Source organism: Gaetbulibacter sp. PBL-D1 (assembly GCF_050509525.1).
In the GTDB taxonomy this organism is placed as follows: Bacteria; Bacteroidota; Bacteroidia; order Flavobacteriales; family Flavobacteriaceae; genus Gaetbulibacter_B; species Gaetbulibacter_B jejuensis.
In genome coordinates this window covers 147,543-167,116 of record NZ_JBNWKB010000004.1, presented here as the reverse complement: position 1 = coordinate 167,116, position 19,574 = coordinate 147,543, and the positions used below count along the sequence as shown (strand labels likewise).

Here is a 19,574-nt window from a genome sequence, read left to right as displayed (position 1 = left end):
TATGGAAAATACACAAGAATATTCACACAAGCGCTTTAATCCATTAATAGGTGAATGGGTTTTGGTGTCTCCACATCGTGCAAAACGACCTTGGCAAGGGCAGGAGGAAGATACAAATCAAGAGACAAGACCAACACACGATCCTGATTGTTATTTGTGTTCTGGAAATACAAGAGCTAATGGAGAAAAAAATCCAGACTATGAAGATGTGTTTGTGTTTGTCAATGATTTTTCGGCACTTCAAAAAGATTCTAAACAATTCTCACTTAATGATGGATTGATAAAAGCAGAAGCAGAGCAAGGTATTTGCAAAGTAATTTGTTTTAGTCCAGACCATTCCAAGTCCTTAGCAGATATGAATGTAAAGGATATTCAAAAAGTAATTCATACTTGGCAAAGTGAGTTTACGTCTTTAGGGAAGCAACCTAATATCAATTATGTGCAAATTTTTGAAAACAAAGGAGCAGTAATGGGTTGTAGTAATCCGCATCCGCATGGTCAAATTTGGAGTCAATCTACTTTGCCAAATGAGGTTTCAAAAAAAGATATTCATCAAGAAACCTACTACAAGCAGAATAATAATACTTTACTTCAGGATTATTTAAAACAAGAATTAAAACTTAAAGAGCGTATTGTTTTTGAAAATAGAGCCTTTGTGGTCTTGGTTCCTTTTTGGGCTATTTGGCCTTATGAAGCAATGATAGTGCCTAAGCAGCCTCAAAAAGATATTATTGAGTTGCCTAGAGAAGAAACTATTTTGTTTGCTGAAGCTATTTCGGTATTGACCAAAATTTATGATAAACTGTTTAATACTTCGTTTCCATACTCCAGCGGAATACATCAAGCACCAACTAACAATGAAAACAATGAGCATTGGCATTGGCACATGAGTTTTTATCCGCCTTTGTTACGAAGCGCAACCGTAAAAAAGTTTATGGTAGGCTATGAAATGTTTGGTATGGCACAACGCGATATTACACCTGAAACTGCAGCTCAAACGCTTAAGCATTTAGCAGATAATTTATACACAACAAAATACCTTTAAAAATGAAAAAGTTAGCAACTCTTTTTATCGTGCTTTTTTCAATAGTAGGAATAGCTCAAAATTCTAATGTTTATGTGGATGATGATGGTGTAATGCGTTGGGAAAACACAAATGAAGAAGTCAAAGGTTTTGGAGTTAATTATTCTGTTCCTTTTGCACATGCTTATAGGTCTGCTAAAAAATTGGGAATAGACCCAAAAACAGCTATTGATAATGAAGTGTACCATTTTACCCGATTAGGTTTTGACCTTTATAGGTTGCATGTTTGGGATACTCAAATAAGTGATGTAGAAGGAAATTTATTGGAGAATGAATACTTGGATACTTTCGATTATTTATTAAAAACGCTTAAAGACCATAACATTAACTATGTGATTACACCTATTGCTTTTTGGGGAAACGGTTGGCCTGAACCTGATACCGAAACACCTGGATTTTCGCATAAATATGGAAAAGGCGATTGCTTGACAAATCCTGAAGCGATAAAAGCGCAACAGAATTATTTGTTTCAGTTTTTAAATCATGTGAATCCGTACACTGGAGTAGCTTATAAAGATGAACCTAATATTATTGCTTTTGAAGTAAGCAACGAGCCACACCATAGAGGAAATTCGGAAGATGTTACCAATTTTGTTAGTGGTATGGTAAACGCTATGAAACGTACTGGAACCAAAAAACCTATTTTCTATAATATGAGTCATGCAGTTCAGTTTATGGATGCTTATTTTGAAGGAGGAGTAGATGGAGGAACGTTTCAATGGTATCCAACAGGTTTAGGCTATGGCGAAGAACTGCAAGGTAATTTGTTGCCTAATGTGAACGATTACAACATGCCTTTTGATGCTGTTTTCAAAAAGCATAAAGGCGCAAAGTTAGTGTATGAATTTGATGCTGCCGATGTGGGACGTTCTTACATTTATCCAGCTATGGCACGTAGTTTTAGAAGTGCTGGCATCCAAATTGGGACTCATTTTGCATACGATCCAACCTATTTGGCGTATGCCAATACTGAATACAACACACACTACATGAACTTAAATTACACACCGCAAAAAGCTTTGGCATTGAAGATTTGTTCTGAAGTATTTCATGAAGTGCCAATGCATGCTAATTTTGGGACGTATCCTGAAAACACTACGTTTGGAGATTTTAAAATCGATTATAAAACCGATTTAGCTGAATACAATTCCGAAGCTAAATTCTTTTATACTAATAGTACTACATCACATCCTAAAAATGAAAAATCGCTCAAGGAAATTGCAGGTTCAAGAAATTCTACGCTTGTGACCTACGATGGAACAGGAGCTTATTTTTTGGATAAGCTGGATGATGGTATTTGGCGATTAGAAGTGCAGCCTGATGCTATTTGGGTCAACAATCCTTTTGGAAGAAACAGTTTGGATAAAACCGTAGGCGTTATCAAATGGGAAACCCGAAATATGACTATTAATCTGAAAGATTTAGGAAGCGATTTCTCAATAATCGCCATTAATGATGGTAATAATTTTTCTTCAGAAGTAAATGGGAAAAACTTCCAAGTAAGACCAGGAACTTATGTGTTGAGTCGAAAAGGAAACTCAAAAAAATGGTCAAAAAACCAAGATTTTAAGGGTTATGAACTCAATCAGTTTTATGCACCAAAAACCACAGTTGATAAGCCTTGGATGACTTTTAAAGAAGTGGGTGAAATTAGTGCTGACAAACCATTTACCTTTTCTCTTCAATATGTAGCTCTAGAACAACCAGACAAGATAAGTTTAGTAGGTTACAATGGTGAGAGTAGATTTAATCTTGAGTTTAAAGAGATTGCACCTTATAAGTTTGAAGTTACGGTTCCTGTCGAAAATTTGAAAGAAGGTTTTTTGAACTATTATATTTTGGTAGAAACCAATGGAAAAACCAGAACCTATCCAGCCGACAAAGAAGGAAATCCGTTTGCTTGGGATTTTTATGATAGAGAGACATATACCACACGAGTGGTGAATGCAAACAACCCAATTTATCTGTTTGATGCCTTAGAGGATTCTGATAAATTGGTGAGACAATGGCGACGCGGTTTTAAATTGATTCCAACCCAAAATATGAACGAAGCTGAATACCAAATGAACATAGAGAACCTATTTGTGGTAGATGAAGAAAACCTAAATGCTGAGCCTGTTTTTGATTATTCATTCAAGCATTTTGTGATTGATGAAATAAATCAAAGGCAAAAAGATTTGGCTTCTAAAAACCAATTGGTATTTACAGGAAGAGCCTTGAACAATAAACCATGTAAATTACAAATAGCCTTGGTGATGGATGATGGTTCTTCTTTTGGGAACGTTATAGAAATAGGTGCTGAAACTAAAGATTATATACTAAATCTATCAGAACTAAAACCAGTAAAAACAGTTACGCTGCCTAGACCATACCCAAGTTTTTTACCTTATTATTTTGAGAACAATAATAACTCAAAGTTTGATGTAAATAGAGTAGAAAGTATCCAGTTTTCAATTGGACCAGAAGTACCTAAGCAACAACAAAATGATGCTCATGGAGTTGGAATTATAAAAGTTAAGTTAGAATAAAAAAAAGCTTTCCAAATCAATGGAAAGCTTTTAAGGCTAATTCAAATTACTATTATCAATTAAAGCTTTACAAGTTTTGATGTAATGGACTCACCGTTTTCGTTTTCTATTTTTACTAAATACATACCATTAGTTAAACTCGAAATATCATAGCTATCATTTTTAGTAAACTCACCAGTAAATGATTTTACTAGCTTACCAGTAATATCATAAATCTGAAGTCCATTTAAGGATTTATTGGTCTTAAAGGAATCATTAACTGGATTTGGGTATAAGTTAAATGGAACAGCATTTACATTATTAATACTTAAGGTCGAAGCATAAGTGTACTCAGTAACAGGTTTCCAGTAAATATTGGCATTTGCGGCTCCATTCCAGTCATCAGCAAAATAAACAGAATAACCAGTAATATCAGTATTATTTAATGTGATATTAAAAACTTCAGCACCATCGTTTATTGATACTGTCATAGTATTGGCAGAATTTAAAGTAAACTGAAATTTAAAATCAGCATAATTTGTAGAACCTCCAATTGAAGAAGTGTTTATTGTGCCACCATTTGAAACAACTTCCCATGGGTCATTTGCTCCACTGTTTCCATTTAAGTTTACCTGAACAGCGTAGTTACTCACTCTGTCATCCCAAGATGTTGTTGAAGGATTTGATAGTAGTGACACACCAATTTGTCCATAAGATGCTTGGGTAGCAGAAACAGTAATTGTAAAGCTGTCACCAACAGCCATTGTAGAAGGTGTGCCTCCAGGAAGACCAGTTTCAGTAAATGATCTCCAAGCTACTGATTGTTTTGCTCCGCCACCATTAGCCCACATACCAAACTCATCAGAGTTTTGGTTAAAATGTCCGCCACTATCAGAAAAAAACGCGTTATAGTTTTCTGCCTGTTGAGGATACTGAACTGTAGTTTGAGCAAACAAACCAAATGATAAAAAGCTTAAAGCTAAAGTATAAAGTTTCTTCATGAGTTATAGGTGTTAGTTAATAATTAGTTTTCTAGTTGTAGTGTTAGAATTACTTTCTAATTTAACCATATACAATCCTTGAGACAGATTAGAAACATTAAACTCGTGATTTTTTTCGAATCCTCCATCAAAAGTGTAGATCAGTTTACCAGTGGTGTTGTAAATCAAAACTTTATCAAGTGTTTTATTAGTTTTGAAAGAGTTTGAAGTAGGATTTGGGAACATTTTAAGTGTTGATAGTGATGAGAAATCTTCAACGCTTAAAGTTGAAGCTTGGTTTCCATAAATTCTAAATTCTCCAGCAGGAATGTTGATAGTAGCAGTAGTACTTGAAACAGTAATTGATGAACTGCCTGAATCATCCATTAAATCATACCAAGTTCCAGTATAAGGAAAATCAGGAACAATGTTTTGAGCAGTTACATCAAAGTTTGCTAGAATAACAACATTTTTTAAACTTGTTGATGGAAGCGTATCATCCCAAATATAAATACGAGGTGTCGTATCACCTGAATCTATAGAGTAGTTACCTTCAAATACATCTTCATTTATTTTTAACTCATTTAACCTAGCCCAATCGTTATAAATTTGACTTCTGTTAGTGTCTGCAATCCAGTTGTTTACCCATTGTGGTTGTGGCTTTGTGTCTAATTTACAATCACCATCATTGTTACCATCATAATCACTATTAACAACACCATTATTACATGTCCAAATGGATACGTCCATACCTAGCTCACCAAAATGCCAAATCATTTTTGGACCAGGAATGGTTAATGAAACAGCACCAATAGTTGACATACGTTGTAATGCTGTGTTTAAGTTTGTAACATCATAGCCGCCATTACTGTTACCAAATTGTAACATTTCATACATTATTCGGTCTTTATCATGACTTTCAGGGTAGCCAAGGGCTCTTTTGCCAGTAAAACCACTAGCAGTATTACCCATAGCATTAATGTTTGCAGAATTACCTTGAGCTAGATTTTTATAATCATTCCATACTTCTTTCCACATCATCACACCTTTTCCTTCATCAATTCTGTAATTTGCCCATTGTTGTTCTTCGGCAGGATTGCCTAAGTGTTCAAAAATAACATAATGATCGGGATCTAAACTCCAACTATAATCAGCATATTGCTGTAAAATTGCAATTCTGTCAGGTTGGGGAGCATCTGTGCAGGTATCACTGTTTTCACAGTTTTGTGTAAACCCTTTGGTTAAATCCCAACGGAAACCATCAATGTTAAATTCTTCTATCCAATGTTTTACAACCCTTTCAACATAATATTGAGTTCTTGTTTGCTGATGATTAAAATCAGAACCTACGCTGTAACTATGTTTTGCAACTTGATTAAAATATGGGTTTTCGCTACTTGGTTCTCCCCAACCATCACCATCAGGATCGTCCATCCACATACGTACCATTGGGTTTCTTCCAAAAGCATGGTTTAAAGCAATATCAAGAATTACTGCAATTCCGTTTTGATGGAAAACATCTACTAATTCCTTGAACTTCTCTTCAGTACCATAAAATTTATCTAAAGCCATGTGGAATGAAGTATTGTATCCCCAACTTTCATTGCCTTCAAATTCCATTACAGGCATTAATTGAATTGCGTTAACGTTAAGGTCTTTAAAATAATCGACCTTGTCAATTAAGTCTTGAAAATTTCTGTCTTGGTCAAAATCGCGTACTAATACCTCATAGATGATTAAATCTTCTTTTTTAGGTTTTTGAAAGTTAGTTACTTGCCACGCGTAAGGTGTTTGACCAGTTTCTAAAACAGTTACTTCGCGCTCTTGACCTTCAGGGTAGGCAGGCAAGTTAGGGTATGTAGTAGCAGAAATCCATGGATCATCAAAAGGAGACAGTACTAGTGTTGAATAAGGGTCTGCTGTTTTAACTAATTTAGGTGAACCAGCAATAGGGTTTAAGCTGCCAACCCAGTATTGATAAGTTTCTATTTGGCCAGAAGTTAAACCAGTTAATTCTACCCAAAATTTACTAGAGCTTGGGTCTTTTTTCATTGCATGAGCAGATGTTGGCTCCCAATTATTAAAACTTCCTGCGACATACACAAAATCTTTATTAGGTGCATCGATAACTAATGTAGCTGTTGTAGGGTCACTATCATTATAATTTATTCCGTCTTCAAGGTTTGAAGGTATACTTTCTTCAATAGTGCTATTTACTAGAATTAAAAAAGAACGAGAAGTAGTTGCAGCACCTTGAGTAACTACTAATTCGCAATATTGATTTTCGGTTAATCCAGAAAACAAATAACCGTTGTAAAATGTTGTATTGTTTTGAGTGTGTATACTAACTCCATTAGCAAATAATTCGTAGTTAGCAGGACCATTACTGTTTTGGGCTAAAATTTGTGTGCCACCACCATTGTCAACTATAATAACACCGTTAGCACTAGGTGCAGGATTAATCATAGTTACTTGAAAAGCACCTACACTAATTTCAAGATCAACGGTTTGTTGAGATCCGTCGTCGCTTCTAAAAACAACATTAATTGAGGTGATAGAACCTGTAGGGTTATTGTAAAAATCTCTTATTGTTGGCGTTAGGTCTAGTTCGTAGATATTTCCTGAAACAAGAGTTAAAGCTGGTTGTGTGCTGTTGCTTCCCCAAGTACCAATAACATTCTGCCATTGATCAGTATCATCTAAAGTTACACCAGTATGAGCATAAATAGTTCCAGAATAAGACTCTAATCCTGTACCTGTTTTATCAAACAAAAGTGTTGCAGAGTCATTTTCTTCAGGGTTAGTTCCTCCTTGCCATGAAAGTTGCGCATGTAAACTTGTAAAAGCAAGTAAGAAAAGGAAAAGTAAAAGTAAAGTTTTTTTCATAGCTCTATATTTTTAAAGAGAAAAAGGCTGTAAATATATACAGCCTTTATAGTTATAATTTTATAATCTAGTTCTGAGTAAGTGTGTATGTTAACTCAGTAAGATTAATTGAGATAGAATAGTTACCTGCAGTTACATTGATATCTGCTCCTCCAGATTCTAAACTTCCATCAGCACCATCATCTCCATAATTTACCCCCCAATCATTATTTGCTCTAAATTTTATTAGACCATCAACTAGATCAACATTGTCATTATACCATACAGCACCATCACTAGTATAATCTAGGCTTAATTCTACATCAGGACCATCCCAGCCATTAGGTGTTGCACTACCTACAACTCCCCAAAAATCAACTTCTTCAAGAGTATAAGTTAAGTCATTGAAGTTTACAGTTATTAAATAATTACCAGCTGTAACACTAATATCAGAGCCATTTAATTCAAGTGTTCCATCAACTCCATCATCACCATAGTTTGTTCCCCAATCATTATTTTGTCTGAACTTTATTAAACCATCAGTTAATGTAGCTAGTGCTCTCCATTGATCAGATGTTGGGTCATATTCTAAATTTATATCAGGACCATCCCAGCCGTTAGGAGTTGCATCACCTACAACACCCCAAGAATAAGCTTCTAAGGTATAAGTTAGAGCATTAATGTTAAACGTAATTTTATATGTCCCAGCGGTTACAGGAATATCTGCTCCTCCTGCTTCAAGTGTTCCATCAGCACCATCATCTCCATAATTATTAGTCCAATCATTATTTTCTCTAAATTTTATAAGTCCATCAATTAATGTTGTATATGCAACATATACGCCTGCTGTAGAAGATTGATAAAATGGAACATCAGGACCATCCCAACCATTAGGTGTTGCACTACCTACAACTCCCCAAGTAGTGCTTAAGTCTAAAACAGCTGAATAAGGAGTTACAGTTAAAGTTACAAGGTTAGATTGCATTGTTGTTTGCTCACTTAAACGAGTTTCAACTATTATATCTATGGAAGACTCCATATCAGGTTCTAAACCTAAATTAATAGCTCTACTGTTAAGTTCTTGCACTAAAAATGTTCTGCTATAAGCATTACCAATTGAAATGGTTTGAGGGTTTGAAAAATCTCCACCAGAAACATCCATCAAAATTCGATATGTTGTGGCAGATTCAAAACCAAAATCAGGCTCTGTCCAAGATACTGTTACAGCTTCTTCACTAGCAGTATCACCTGTTAGTACTACTGAATTAGTTGACAAAGTAACTACTGTGTTTGCATCACTATTAAGCGTAATGATTTCTTTGTCATCACAAGAGGTGAAAACAAAAAACAAGCTTAATACAAATAATACTTTATTTATTGTTGTTTTCATAATTATATTGTTAATAACCTTCGTTTTGCGATAGGTTAGGGTTAGTAGTTAATGTACTAGATGGAAGAGGGAATAGTCTTCTATAAGATGGTACTGATGTTCCAAATTCGTCATTACCTTTAAAAGGCCATAAATAGGTGTCAGTGGTAAAAAGCCCATAACGGATTAAATCAGTTCTTCTTTGACCTTCCCAATATAATTCTCTAGAGCGTTCATCTAAAATAAAGTCTAATGTTAACTCTCCTGAAGATATATTTCCTGACATGTTGCCATAAGCACGTTCTCTTAAGTTATTAACTAATGTTAACGCTAAATTACTATCTCCACCACCACCTCTAAGGCTAGCTTCAGCATAGTTTAAATAAATTTCAGCAACACGAATTAAGGGTAAGTCTGTTGATGCAAATTCTCCGCTACTATCATTCCCTTGACTTCCACTTGAGTCTATGTTTTTAAACTTAGTTACTGCATAGCCATCTTCAAAACTTCCTATATCTGAAATTTCTAAATTTTGACCATCTGTATAAAACATACCTCGTTTATCGCTTGAGAATGGAGTAATTGAATATGTAAGACCATCTAAATCTAAAGTGACGAAATATGTGCCAGCTGCTGCAATAGCAATATTAGCTCCACCAGGTTCTAATGTGCCATCAGCATCAGTGTCTCCATAGTTTTGTCCCCAATCTTCATTAAATCTAAATTTAAGTTCTCCTGCATTTAAGTCGGCATAAAGCGCATATTGATTAGGTGCAGTTTGATACATTTCCATATCTGGACCGTCCCATGCATTAACAGTTGCGTCTCCAACAAGTCCCCAATCAGAAAGAGAACCTAGAGCAGCATTTAGATCATCAATATCATTAGCAAATTTATTAACTAGGTTTTTAGTGGTACGCATTCCTGCCCATCCTCCATTAACTCCATATTCACTTGCAATCATAGATCCTCCAATAGATCCGTGAACTAAAAAGGTAGTACCACCATAAGTTGTAGATTGTAACCCATCAAAGTTTAGTGCGAAAATAAATTCGTTTTGTGCGCCATTTACATCATTATCGGCTAAAAATAATTCATCATAAGCCGAACCATTTCCATTGGCATCGTTTGTGTTAAGTGAATAGGTTGAATTAATCACTTTATCAGAATAAGTAATACAATCAGAATATCTATTTTGTCCTGTCCAAGATTCTGCATTTAAATATAGCTTAGACAATAAAGCCCATGCAGCAACTTGATCTACTCTACCATATTCGTTAGCGCCATCAGAAATTAATAACTCTTCTATTTCTAATAACTCTGCTTCAACAAAAGAAAACAATTCTTCTCTGGTGCTTTGTAAAGGTAATTCTGTGCTGACTACAGTTTGAAGAGGTACGTTTCCAAAGAAATCAATAAGATTGTAGTAGGTAAAAGCCCTTAAAAACCTTGCTTCGGCTATAAATCCTTGTACCTCATCATCTTCTAATTGTGATGCGTTTTCAATAAATGAATTACAAAATGATACTTCTTGAGCTAATCTATAATACATAGCTTCAGAAAAATCATTACTAGAAGACCAGTACATACCATGTAAGTCTGGTAAGCCAGCATCTCCCCATCCTATCACGGCATGGTCAGTAGTTAACTCATTTAAATTAAATAACATTCTAGAATATTGAGAGAAACCTTCATCAATATCATTAGGGTCTAAGTCAGGATTTCCGGCAGGACCTTGTTGTCCTGTAAGAGCCAAACTTGAGTACAGCTTAGCTAAAGCACTTTTAGCTTCAACTGCGTTTGAGAAAACATCTTGTTCAGTGAATAAATCAGGGTCTAAAGGCGACTGATTTAAATCGTCATGACAAGAAGTAAAACCTATAGCCAAGACTGAAACAAGAATAAATGATTTAATATAATTTTTCATAATACAATTTTTTTAAAAATCAACATTTAATCCTAGTACGAATGAACGTGGTCTAGGGTAGAAGTTATTATCAATACCTCCATTAATTTCAGGGTCTAAACCATCATAATCAGTTACTATAAGAACATTTTGTAATGATCCAAATAACCTAATGGTTGTGTTTTTTATAGCATTATCTAAGGTGTAGCCCAAAGTAATATTGTCTAACTTAAAGAATGAAGCTTCTTGAACAAAATGGTCGCTGAAAGCTGTTCTGTCTTGAAAAACAGTAAAGCCTGAGTTAAAATAGTCTGAATGAACATTATTAAGTAGTCCACTATTTATTGTAGCATTACTAAGTATTCCTTTACTAGCAGCAACATCATTATACATGTAATTTCCAAAACTTGCTCTAGATTGTACTGAGAAATCCCAGTTTTTGTAGCTAACATTAGCATTTAATCCCATAAATACATCAGCAAAAGGACTTTCGTTTATATATCTATCATCATCATTGATAATTCCATCATCATTTCTGTCAACAAAAACACCTTCTATTGGAGTCCCATTATCGTCATATACCTGTTGGTATACCAAGAAGCTAGATGCTTCTTCACCTTCTCTATGTACTTGAACATTGCTACCTACACCTGATGAAATTAAACCATGAGGTTGGTCAGTTGGTAAGCTAGTGATTTCATTGTCATTGAACGAGATATTATAGTTAAGGGATACTTTTAAGTTGTCAGTTTTAACTGCATCAACATTTAAGTTAAACTCTAAACCTCTATTTTCCATATCACCAATGTTAGTATCAATTCTGTTTCCAAAATTTGTAAATGGATCTACTATTGCTAATGCAATTAAGTCTTCTGTTTTTCTTATGTAGGCATTAACTAAACCAGAAACCCTACCGTTGAAGATACTATAGTCTATACCTACGTTGACTGATTTTCCAACTTCCCAACGAAGGTTAGGGTTAATTGGTTCTGGTCTATAAGTTTGATAAAATGAAGAACCTAATTGGTATTGTGCAGTATCTGTACTACCTTCATATCTAGTCAAGAATAAGTAATTACCAAGTCCATTTACATTAGCAATTTCACCATAACCTACTCTAAGTTTTAATAAATCAAATCCTGAGTTTTGCATAAAATCTTCATCGCTAATTTTCCAAGCAATTGCTGCAGAAGGGAAATATCCCCAACGGTCATTAGGATTTAATTTAGAAGATGCATCAGCTCTTAAAGAAGCCGTTAATAAATATTTGCCTTTATAATCATAATTTAAGCGTCCAAAATAAGATAACAATACATCTTTATTGTTCCCTATGTTTATTGGGTTGTTACCATCTTCTTCTAGTTCGCTATCGTAAGTAAATGTTGGATATTCAAATGATTGATAAGAGTGTCCTGCAACAACTGAAAGGTTATGAGCATCATCATTAAATGACTTAGTATAGGTTAAATAAGCGTCAAATAGCTTATTTATTGTTTCATTGGAGTAATCATATCTAGAACCGTTCCATAGTGGATCTGAAGTAGGCATATTTTCAGAAGTAATGGTTCTACCGTTGCTGTTAGATTTATCTATACCAACGTTTACAGTTGCAGTAATATCAGGGAAGAAATGCAATTTATAGTCTGCTTTGGCATTACCTACAAAACGTCTAATCTCAGAAGTATCACTTCTTAGGTCTAATAGCGCTACTGGATTAGTTGCAGCTAAGCTGTTTTGTACGTTTTCATTATTTAACCATGTAAAATAGCCAAACGGAGAATTCGAATCGAATACAGACTGTGTAGGGTCAAAAATAATTGCTGAACCTATTGCACCTCTGTTTGCAAATTCATTTTCAGTGTAAACACCTCTGGCATTAAATTCTAACTTTAAATGATCGTCTAAAAAACTAGGCATAAAATTTAAAGAAGCGGTTCCTCTAGAAAAATTATCTCCTTTTAAAACACCATCATGATCTGAAAAACCTAATGAGGCTCTCATTGGCACTCCAAAGGCACTTCCTAAAGCGCTGAAGTTGTGGTCTTGTCCAACTGCAAATGTATATATCTGGTCTTGCCAGTTGGTGTTAGCATCACCCAATAAAGCAATATCACCTGCATCTCCAGTATTATTTATTAATTCTCTGTATCTATCTGCATTTAAAACATCTACTTGATTAAATGTATCATATACAGTGGTTTGAGAGCTAATGTTAAATTGAAACTCTTTACTCTTTCCTTTTTTAGTTGTTATCAATATAACACCATTTGCACCTCTAGACCCATAAATAGCAGTTGAAGAAGCATCTTTTAGTACCACAAAACTTTCAATATCATTAGGATTGATAAAGTTTAGTGGGTTCCTTGAGCCTCCAATAGCTCCAGAAATTGGAACACCATCAACTACATACATCGGTTCACTGTCTAATGATAGAGAACCTGTTCCTCGTATTTTGATACTTTGACCTTCTCCTGGAGCTCCCCCTCCTGATGTAACATTAACACCAGCAACTTTACCGCTAATTAATGATTGAGCTGATACAATAGGCCCTTTGTTGAAGTCGTCAGATGTTAATAAATCAGTAGTCCCAGTTAAGTCTTCTTTCTTTACACTACCATAACCAATTACTACTACTTCGTCTAATTGAGAAGCATCTTCAACTAGGCTTACATCAATTGTTGATTGTCCTGTATAAGTGATTTCTTGGGTAATGTAACCAAGATAAGAAAACACTAATATGTCACCATTATTAATGTTAATTTGGTATTTCCCATCAAAATCTGTTGCTGTACCTTGAGTTGTACCTTTTACTAGTACGTTTACTCCTGGTAAAGGTAATGATGAGGATTGTTCTGTTACTGTACCCGAAACTCTATTTTGAGCCATCAAAAATGATGGTATAATAAAGAACAAAAACAGTAAGCAATTTAACGTTGTTTTCATACAATACTTTTAATGTTAGTTTGTTAATTTTCTATGTATATTTTCACTTCTCGATGTTAAATCTATGTAAATTTTGTGTATCTTCTTGGAGTTCTACTTTTAATTACCTTGCGAAAACGTTTTCGTGTTAAAAACTTTTTTAAAAATGAGAGAAAACAATAAAAAACAACTTAAAATTATTAAAAATGTAATAAAGTAATACCTTTATTGTCATCTTCAAAAAAATTGAGATGAGTCTTATTTTAACAATAAGATGTTTATTGAAAATTATTTAGCAATTTTTACCTTTATAAGGTACAAAAAAAATATGAAAAGAAAGATTACCCTAAAACAGATTGCAAGAGAGTTAGATGTGTCAATTTCTACGGTTTCAAAAGCGTTAAGAAATAGTGCAGAAATTAGTGATGATACTAAGCAAAAAGTTCAGGCTTTTGCGAAACTCTATAATTATCGTCCAAACAATATTGCTTTAAGCTTAAAAAACCGAAAAACTAAAACTATTGGAATTATAATTCCTGAGATAGTACATTATTTCTTTGCCAAAGTGATAAGAGGTATCGAGTTAGTAGCCAATAGAAGAGGTTATAATGTTATTATTGGGCTTTCTAATGAGTCTTTTAATAAAGAAGTTATAAATATGGAAATGCTTGCCAATGGTAGTATAGATGGTTTTGTGCTCTCTATTTCCAAAGATACATTAGCACAACAAGATTATCATCATTTTTACGAAACCATAAATCAAGGAATGCCAATCGTGATGTTTGATAGGGTTGTAAACGAGGTTAATTGTGATAAAGTTATTGTAGACGATTTAAAAGGCTCTAAAAAAGCAGTTAATAAACTTATTGAAAATGGTTGTAAAAATATAGCAATCATTACTACCAAAGACTATGTGAGTGTAGGTAAACTTAGGACTCAAGGTTATTTAGAAGCTTTGGAGGATCATGGTATTGAGCCACAATCAGACTTGATTTTGAAAATTGTAGAAGAATTAGATTCAGAAGATCATTTAGAAGATCTAGAAGCCGAAATAGAACAACTTTTTAAAGAGAATAAAAAGATAGATGGTGTTTTTGCTGTAAATGAACTTTATGCTCTAACAGCAATGAAAATAGCCAGAAAGCTAAAGAAAAAAATACCTGAGGATATACAGTTTATAGGATTTACTGACGGAGTTTTATCAAAACACGCAACTCCAAGTTTAACAACGGTAAGTCAACATGCGCAAACTATGGGCGAACAAGCAGCTGAATTATTGATAGACAAATTAGAAAATGAAGACGATGAAGAAAACTACCAAACAGTTGTAATTGAGACCGAATTAATTGAAAGAGAATCTACCAAATAGAAATTTAACATTGCGTATTTAAAAACTTTTATATCTTTACCACCAGAAATCAAAACTTATATTTTCACTTCTCACCATAAGTTTTGATGAGTTTATGCTTATCAAAATAGTATTAATCTAAATTATACTATTAATGAAAAAGCGTTCCTTAAGTTTTTGGGAAATCTGGAATATGAGTTTCGGTTTCCTAGGAATTCAATTTGGTTTTGCGTTACAAGGAGGCTTCATGTCTCGAATATTTCAAACACTTGGTGCTGATAAAGATGCTATTCCATTGTTATGGATTGCAGCTCCTTTAACAGGATTACTAGTGCAACCCATTATTGGTTATTTAAGCGATAAAACTTGGCATCCACGTTGGGGAAGACGTCGTCCATATTTTTTAATCGGAGCTATTTTAAGCTCGCTTGCACTGTTTTTAGTACCACATTCATCAGTTTTGTGGATGGCTGCAGGTTTTTTATGGATTCTTGATGCTTCTATCAATGTTTCAATGGAGCCTTTCAGGGCTTTAGTAGCAGATAAGCTACCCAATTCGCAACGTTCATATGGTTTTGTTGTGCAAACACTTATTATTGGTATTGGTACTTGGATAGCAAGTAATTTGCCTTGGATGGTATCACAACTAGGTGTTAGCGATGCAGCGCCAAAAGGCGTTGTGCCAATGTCGGTAAAAGTAGCCTTTGGTATTGGTGCTGTTGTATTTTTAATAAGCATACTATATACCGTATTTACCACATCCGAATATCCTCCTGAAGATATGGAGGAATTTGAGCGTGAACGAAAAAAGAAAAACCGCTTTATTCCTGATATTTTAGAAAACATAGGCAAAATGCCACTAACAATGAAAAAACTAGGGCTTATACAGTTCTTCAGTTGGTTTGCGTTTTTTACTATGTGGAGTATGGCAAATCCTGCACTTACAGAGCATGTGTTTCACACACCTGCACCAATAGAAGCAGCATTTGATTTAACTATTGTTTCACAAGCTGAAGCTTTTGATACGGCAAATACAGCATTTCAAAAATCATCAAACTTGGTAGGTTCTGCAATGGGTGTTTATGGATTGTCTTCTATGGCATTTGCATTACTACTAGCACTGTATACATCAAAAAAGCGTATAAACAGAAAATTTGTTCACATGGGTTCTCTTATACTAGGAGGCGTAGGGTTTATGGCTATGTATTATGCAACACCAGAAACCTTAAAGTACTGTTTTATTTTAATAGGAATTGCATGGGGAAGTATTCTTTCAATGCCGTATGCAATGTTATCAAGTTCTGTAGATCCTAAAAAGATGGGAGTTATTATGGGTATCTTCAATATGTTTATTGTAATACCTCAAATTATAGCAGCACTTGGTGGCATTAATTATGTGTCTAGTCTTTTAGGTGAAGATGCTATTAATGCTATGACTGTAGCTGGTATTAGTTTGATTCTAGCAGCACTTTGCAACCTGTTTATTGTGAATAAAGACGCAATTTCATATCAACCAGAAAACGAAATAAATTAAAATGAATACAAAAGGATTCATATTTGACCTAGATGGTGTTATCGTAGATACTGCAAAATACCATTTTTTAGCATGGAAAAAATTAGCCAATAGTATTGATGTTGATTTTACTGAAACACAAAACGAACAACTAAAAGGTGTAAGTCGTGTAAAATCTTTAGAAAAAATCTTGTCTTGGGGAAATAAAACAATTTCAGAAGATGAGTTTATGGCATTAATGGCAAAAAAGAATGATGATTATTTAAGCTACATAGATAAAATGGGAGAAAGCGAAATTCTTCCAGATGTGCCAAAAATTTTAAATCATCTTAATGAAAATAATCAAGGCGTAGCTTTAGGGTCGGCAAGTAAAAACGCTAGAAAAATACTTCAAAAAGTAAACCTTATTTCAAACTTTCAAGCCATTGTAGATGGTAACGATGTAAGTAAGGCAAAACCAGATCCAGAAGTATTCCTTATAGGTGCAAAAGCACTTAACCAAAAACCTGAAAATTGCATTGTGTTTGAAGATTCTGTAGCAGGTGTTCAAGCAGCAAATAATGCCAATATGATTTCAATTGGTATAGGTGATAAAACGGTGTTATCTGAAGCAGATTATGTTTTTAAAGATTTCACTGAAATAAGTATAGAATTTATAGAAGAATTAATAAAGAAATAAGTTGTCGTTGTAGCGATGACAAGACAATATATTAAAATTATGAACCAAGATTATATTAAACCAGATAATTGGTCAATCATAGAAGAAGGGTTTCATGCAGAGCGCGTAGAATCATCAGAAAGTTTGTTTAGTATTGGTAACGGAGCCATGGGACAACGCGCTAATTTTGAAGAACAATATTCAGGAAAAACCTTTCAAGGAAGCTACATAGCAGGTGTATATTATCCTGATAAAACACGTGTTGGTTGGTGGAAAAACGGCTACCCAGAATATTTTGCAAAAGTACTTAATGCACCAAACTGGATTGGTATTAATGTAGCAATAAATGGCGAGCAGTTAGACCTAAACAAGTGCAAAACGGTTCAAGATTTTAGACGAGAACTTAATATGAAAGAAGGTTGGTTGTCTAGAACTTTTAAGGCAACACTTCAAAATGGTATAGAAGTAGAAGTTAACGCAAAACGTTTTTTAAGTCTTAACCAAGACGAAATGGGAGTAATCAATTATCAAGTAACACCATTAAATAGTGATGCTGAAATTGTATTTCAACCTTATATAGATTCAGGAATTACAAACGAAGATACTAACTGGGACGATAAGTTTTGGGACACTACTCAAGTAAGTCACGATAATAACCAAGCGTTTATTCAGGCTAAAACCATGAAAACCGATTTTTATACATGCACGTTCATGGAATCAAAGGTTTTTATCAATGGTAAGTCGGTATTAATCGAGCCAAACGTTAGTGCAGATGTAACATTAGTATCTTACAGCTACAAACAAAATGTTAAGCAAGGCGAAACATATGCCATTCATAAATTTGGAGGTTATACTGTAGATAGAAACCATGATAAAAACGCATTGGTAACTGCAGCAAAATCAGTGTTGGCAACAGCTACACAACTTGGTTTTGATACTTTGCTAGAGCAACAAAAACAAGCTTGGGCAAACATTTGGGATATGGCAGATATCACCATTAGTGGTGATGTAAAAGCGCAACAAGGTATTCGTTTTAATATATTTCATTTAAATCAGACGTATTTAGGAAAAGATTCTAGATTAAATATTGGTCCAAAAGGATTTACAGGCGAAAAATATGGTGGAAGCACCTATTGGGATACCGAAGCATATTGCATTCCGTTTTACATGGCTACAAAAGACCAAAAAGTAGCAAGAAGCTTATTGGAGTACAGATATAATCATTTGCAAAAAGCTATTGAGAATGCTGAAAAATTAGGCTTTACTAATGGCGCAGCATTGTACCCAATGGTAACTATGAATGGAGAAGAATGTCATAACGAATGGGAAATTACTTTTGAAGAAATTCATCGTAATGGCGCCATTGCTTTTGCCATTTATAACTACCACAGGTTTACAAACGATTACAGTTATATACCTGAAAAAGGCTTGGAAGTACTTATTGGTATTGCACGTTTTTGGCACCAACGCGCTACGTTTTCAACAGCAAAAAATAAGTACGTTATTTTAGGTGTTACAGGTCCAAATGAGTACGAAAACAACGTAAACAATAATTGGTATACTAACTATATAGCTAAATGGTGTATAGATTATGCTATTGAAAATATTAGTAAAGTTGAAGCAGAATACGATACAGACTTTACTAGAATAATGAATAAAGTTAAGCTGTCTAAAGCTGAAATAACACAATGGAAATCGGTTGCAGATGCGATGTACTTCCCATATTCTGAAGAGCATAATGTGTACTTACAGCAAGACGGATTTTTAGATAAAGAATTAATAAAAGTTGATGAGCTAGATGCTAGTCAACGACCTATAAACCAATATTGGTCTTGGGATCGCATTTTGCGTTCGCCTTACATAAAACAAGCCGATACATTACAAGGTTTCTATTTCTTCGAAGATCATTTTTCTACTGAAGAGTTAGAGCGTCATTTCGATTTTTACGAGCCATATACTGTACACGAAAGTTCATTGTCACCTTGTGTTCATAGTATTCAAGCGGCAAAAATTGACCGTATGGAACAAGCTTATACGTTTTATTTAAGAACATCGCGATTAGATTTAGATGATTATAATAAAGAGGTTCACGAAGGCTTGCATATTACATCTATGGCAGGAACTTGGATGAGTATTGTTGAAGGTTTTGGCGGAATGCGTGTAAAAGATAATACCTTGTCTTTTTCACCTAAAATTCCAAAAGAATGGGATGGTTATTCGTTTAAAATCAACTTTAGAAATCAAATCATAAAAGTGAATGTTAACCAAGGTAAAACCAACTTCGAACTTGAAGGTGGCGAAAGTTTAGACATCTTGGTAAACGATAAAAAAGTAACAATTGAAGCTAATAGCTTGGTTACAGTGTAAAGTTGTATTATTCTGTTTGTCATTCCGCACTTGATGCGGAATCCACAAAAAACAA

At 34.3% G+C, this 19,574-nt stretch carries 11 protein-coding genes; 6 read left to right on the top strand and 5 right to left on the bottom strand.

Annotated elements, in window-relative coordinates:
* Position 1: 1 nt before the first annotated feature.
* Complete coding sequence (locus ACQ0RB_RS04995) at positions 2-1,045, top strand: UDP-glucose--hexose-1-phosphate uridylyltransferase (protein ID WP_430496920.1); 1,044 nt, start codon at positions 2-4, stop codon at positions 1,043-1,045.
* A 2-nt stretch (positions 1,046-1,047) separates the two neighbouring features.
* Positions 1,048-3,612 carry a hypothetical protein gene (locus tag ACQ0RB_RS04990; protein WP_430496918.1) on the top strand — a complete coding sequence of 855 codons (2,565 nt, stop codon included), beginning with the start codon at positions 1,048-1,050 and terminating at the stop codon, positions 3,610-3,612.
* A 59-nt stretch (positions 3,613-3,671) separates the two neighbouring features.
* Here the strand turns inward: ACQ0RB_RS04990 and ACQ0RB_RS04985 are convergent, their stop codons facing one another.
* From ACQ0RB_RS04985 to ACQ0RB_RS04965, 5 genes are all read right to left on the bottom strand, one after another.
* Positions 3,672-4,592, bottom strand: coding sequence for a T9SS type A sorting domain-containing protein (locus tag ACQ0RB_RS04985; RefSeq protein ID WP_430496916.1), 921 nt, complete (start codon positions 4,590-4,592; stop codon positions 3,672-3,674).
* A 12-nt stretch (positions 4,593-4,604) separates the two neighbouring features.
* Positions 4,605-7,457, bottom strand: coding sequence for an alpha-amylase family glycosyl hydrolase (locus tag ACQ0RB_RS04980; protein WP_430496914.1), 2,853 nt, complete (start codon positions 7,455-7,457; stop codon positions 4,605-4,607).
* A 67-nt stretch (positions 7,458-7,524) separates the two neighbouring features.
* Entirely contained in the window at positions 7,525-8,826 is a 1,302-nt protein-coding gene (locus tag ACQ0RB_RS04975; RefSeq protein WP_430496913.1) for a SusE domain-containing protein, read from the bottom strand.
* 10 nt (positions 8,827-8,836) lie between these two features.
* Positions 8,837-10,732 (bottom strand): RagB/SusD family nutrient uptake outer membrane protein, encoded by a 1,896-nt coding sequence (locus ACQ0RB_RS04970; protein WP_430496912.1) that lies wholly within the window; start codon positions 10,730-10,732, stop codon positions 8,837-8,839.
* 12 nt (positions 10,733-10,744) lie between these two features.
* Positions 10,745-13,654 carry a SusC/RagA family TonB-linked outer membrane protein gene (locus ACQ0RB_RS04965; protein ID WP_262732205.1) on the bottom strand — a complete coding sequence of 970 codons (2,910 nt, stop codon included), beginning with the start codon at positions 13,652-13,654 and terminating at the stop codon, positions 10,745-10,747.
* Positions 13,655-13,961: 307 nt separating this feature from the next.
* Between ACQ0RB_RS04965 and ACQ0RB_RS04960 the strand changes: the two genes are divergently transcribed.
* From ACQ0RB_RS04960 to ACQ0RB_RS04945, 4 genes are all read left to right on the top strand, one after another.
* Positions 13,962-15,002 carry a LacI family DNA-binding transcriptional regulator gene (locus tag ACQ0RB_RS04960; RefSeq protein ID WP_131506090.1) on the top strand — a complete coding sequence of 347 codons (1,041 nt, stop codon included), beginning with the start codon at positions 13,962-13,964 and terminating at the stop codon, positions 15,000-15,002.
* 133 nt (positions 15,003-15,135) lie between these two features.
* Positions 15,136-16,515, top strand: coding sequence for an MFS transporter (locus ACQ0RB_RS04955; protein WP_430496909.1), 1,380 nt, complete (start codon positions 15,136-15,138; stop codon positions 16,513-16,515).
* A 1-nt stretch (position 16,516) separates the two neighbouring features.
* Positions 16,517-17,173, top strand: coding sequence for a beta-phosphoglucomutase (pgmB, locus tag ACQ0RB_RS04950; protein WP_335973614.1), 657 nt, complete (start codon positions 16,517-16,519; stop codon positions 17,171-17,173).
* Positions 17,174-17,212: 39 nt separating this feature from the next.
* The gene (locus tag ACQ0RB_RS04945; RefSeq protein ID WP_430496907.1) at positions 17,213-19,519 is read left to right on the top strand and encodes a glycoside hydrolase family 65 protein; all 2,307 of its coding nucleotides are present in this window, start codon (positions 17,213-17,215) and stop codon (positions 19,517-19,519) included.
* Positions 19,520-19,574 lie beyond the last annotated feature (55 nt).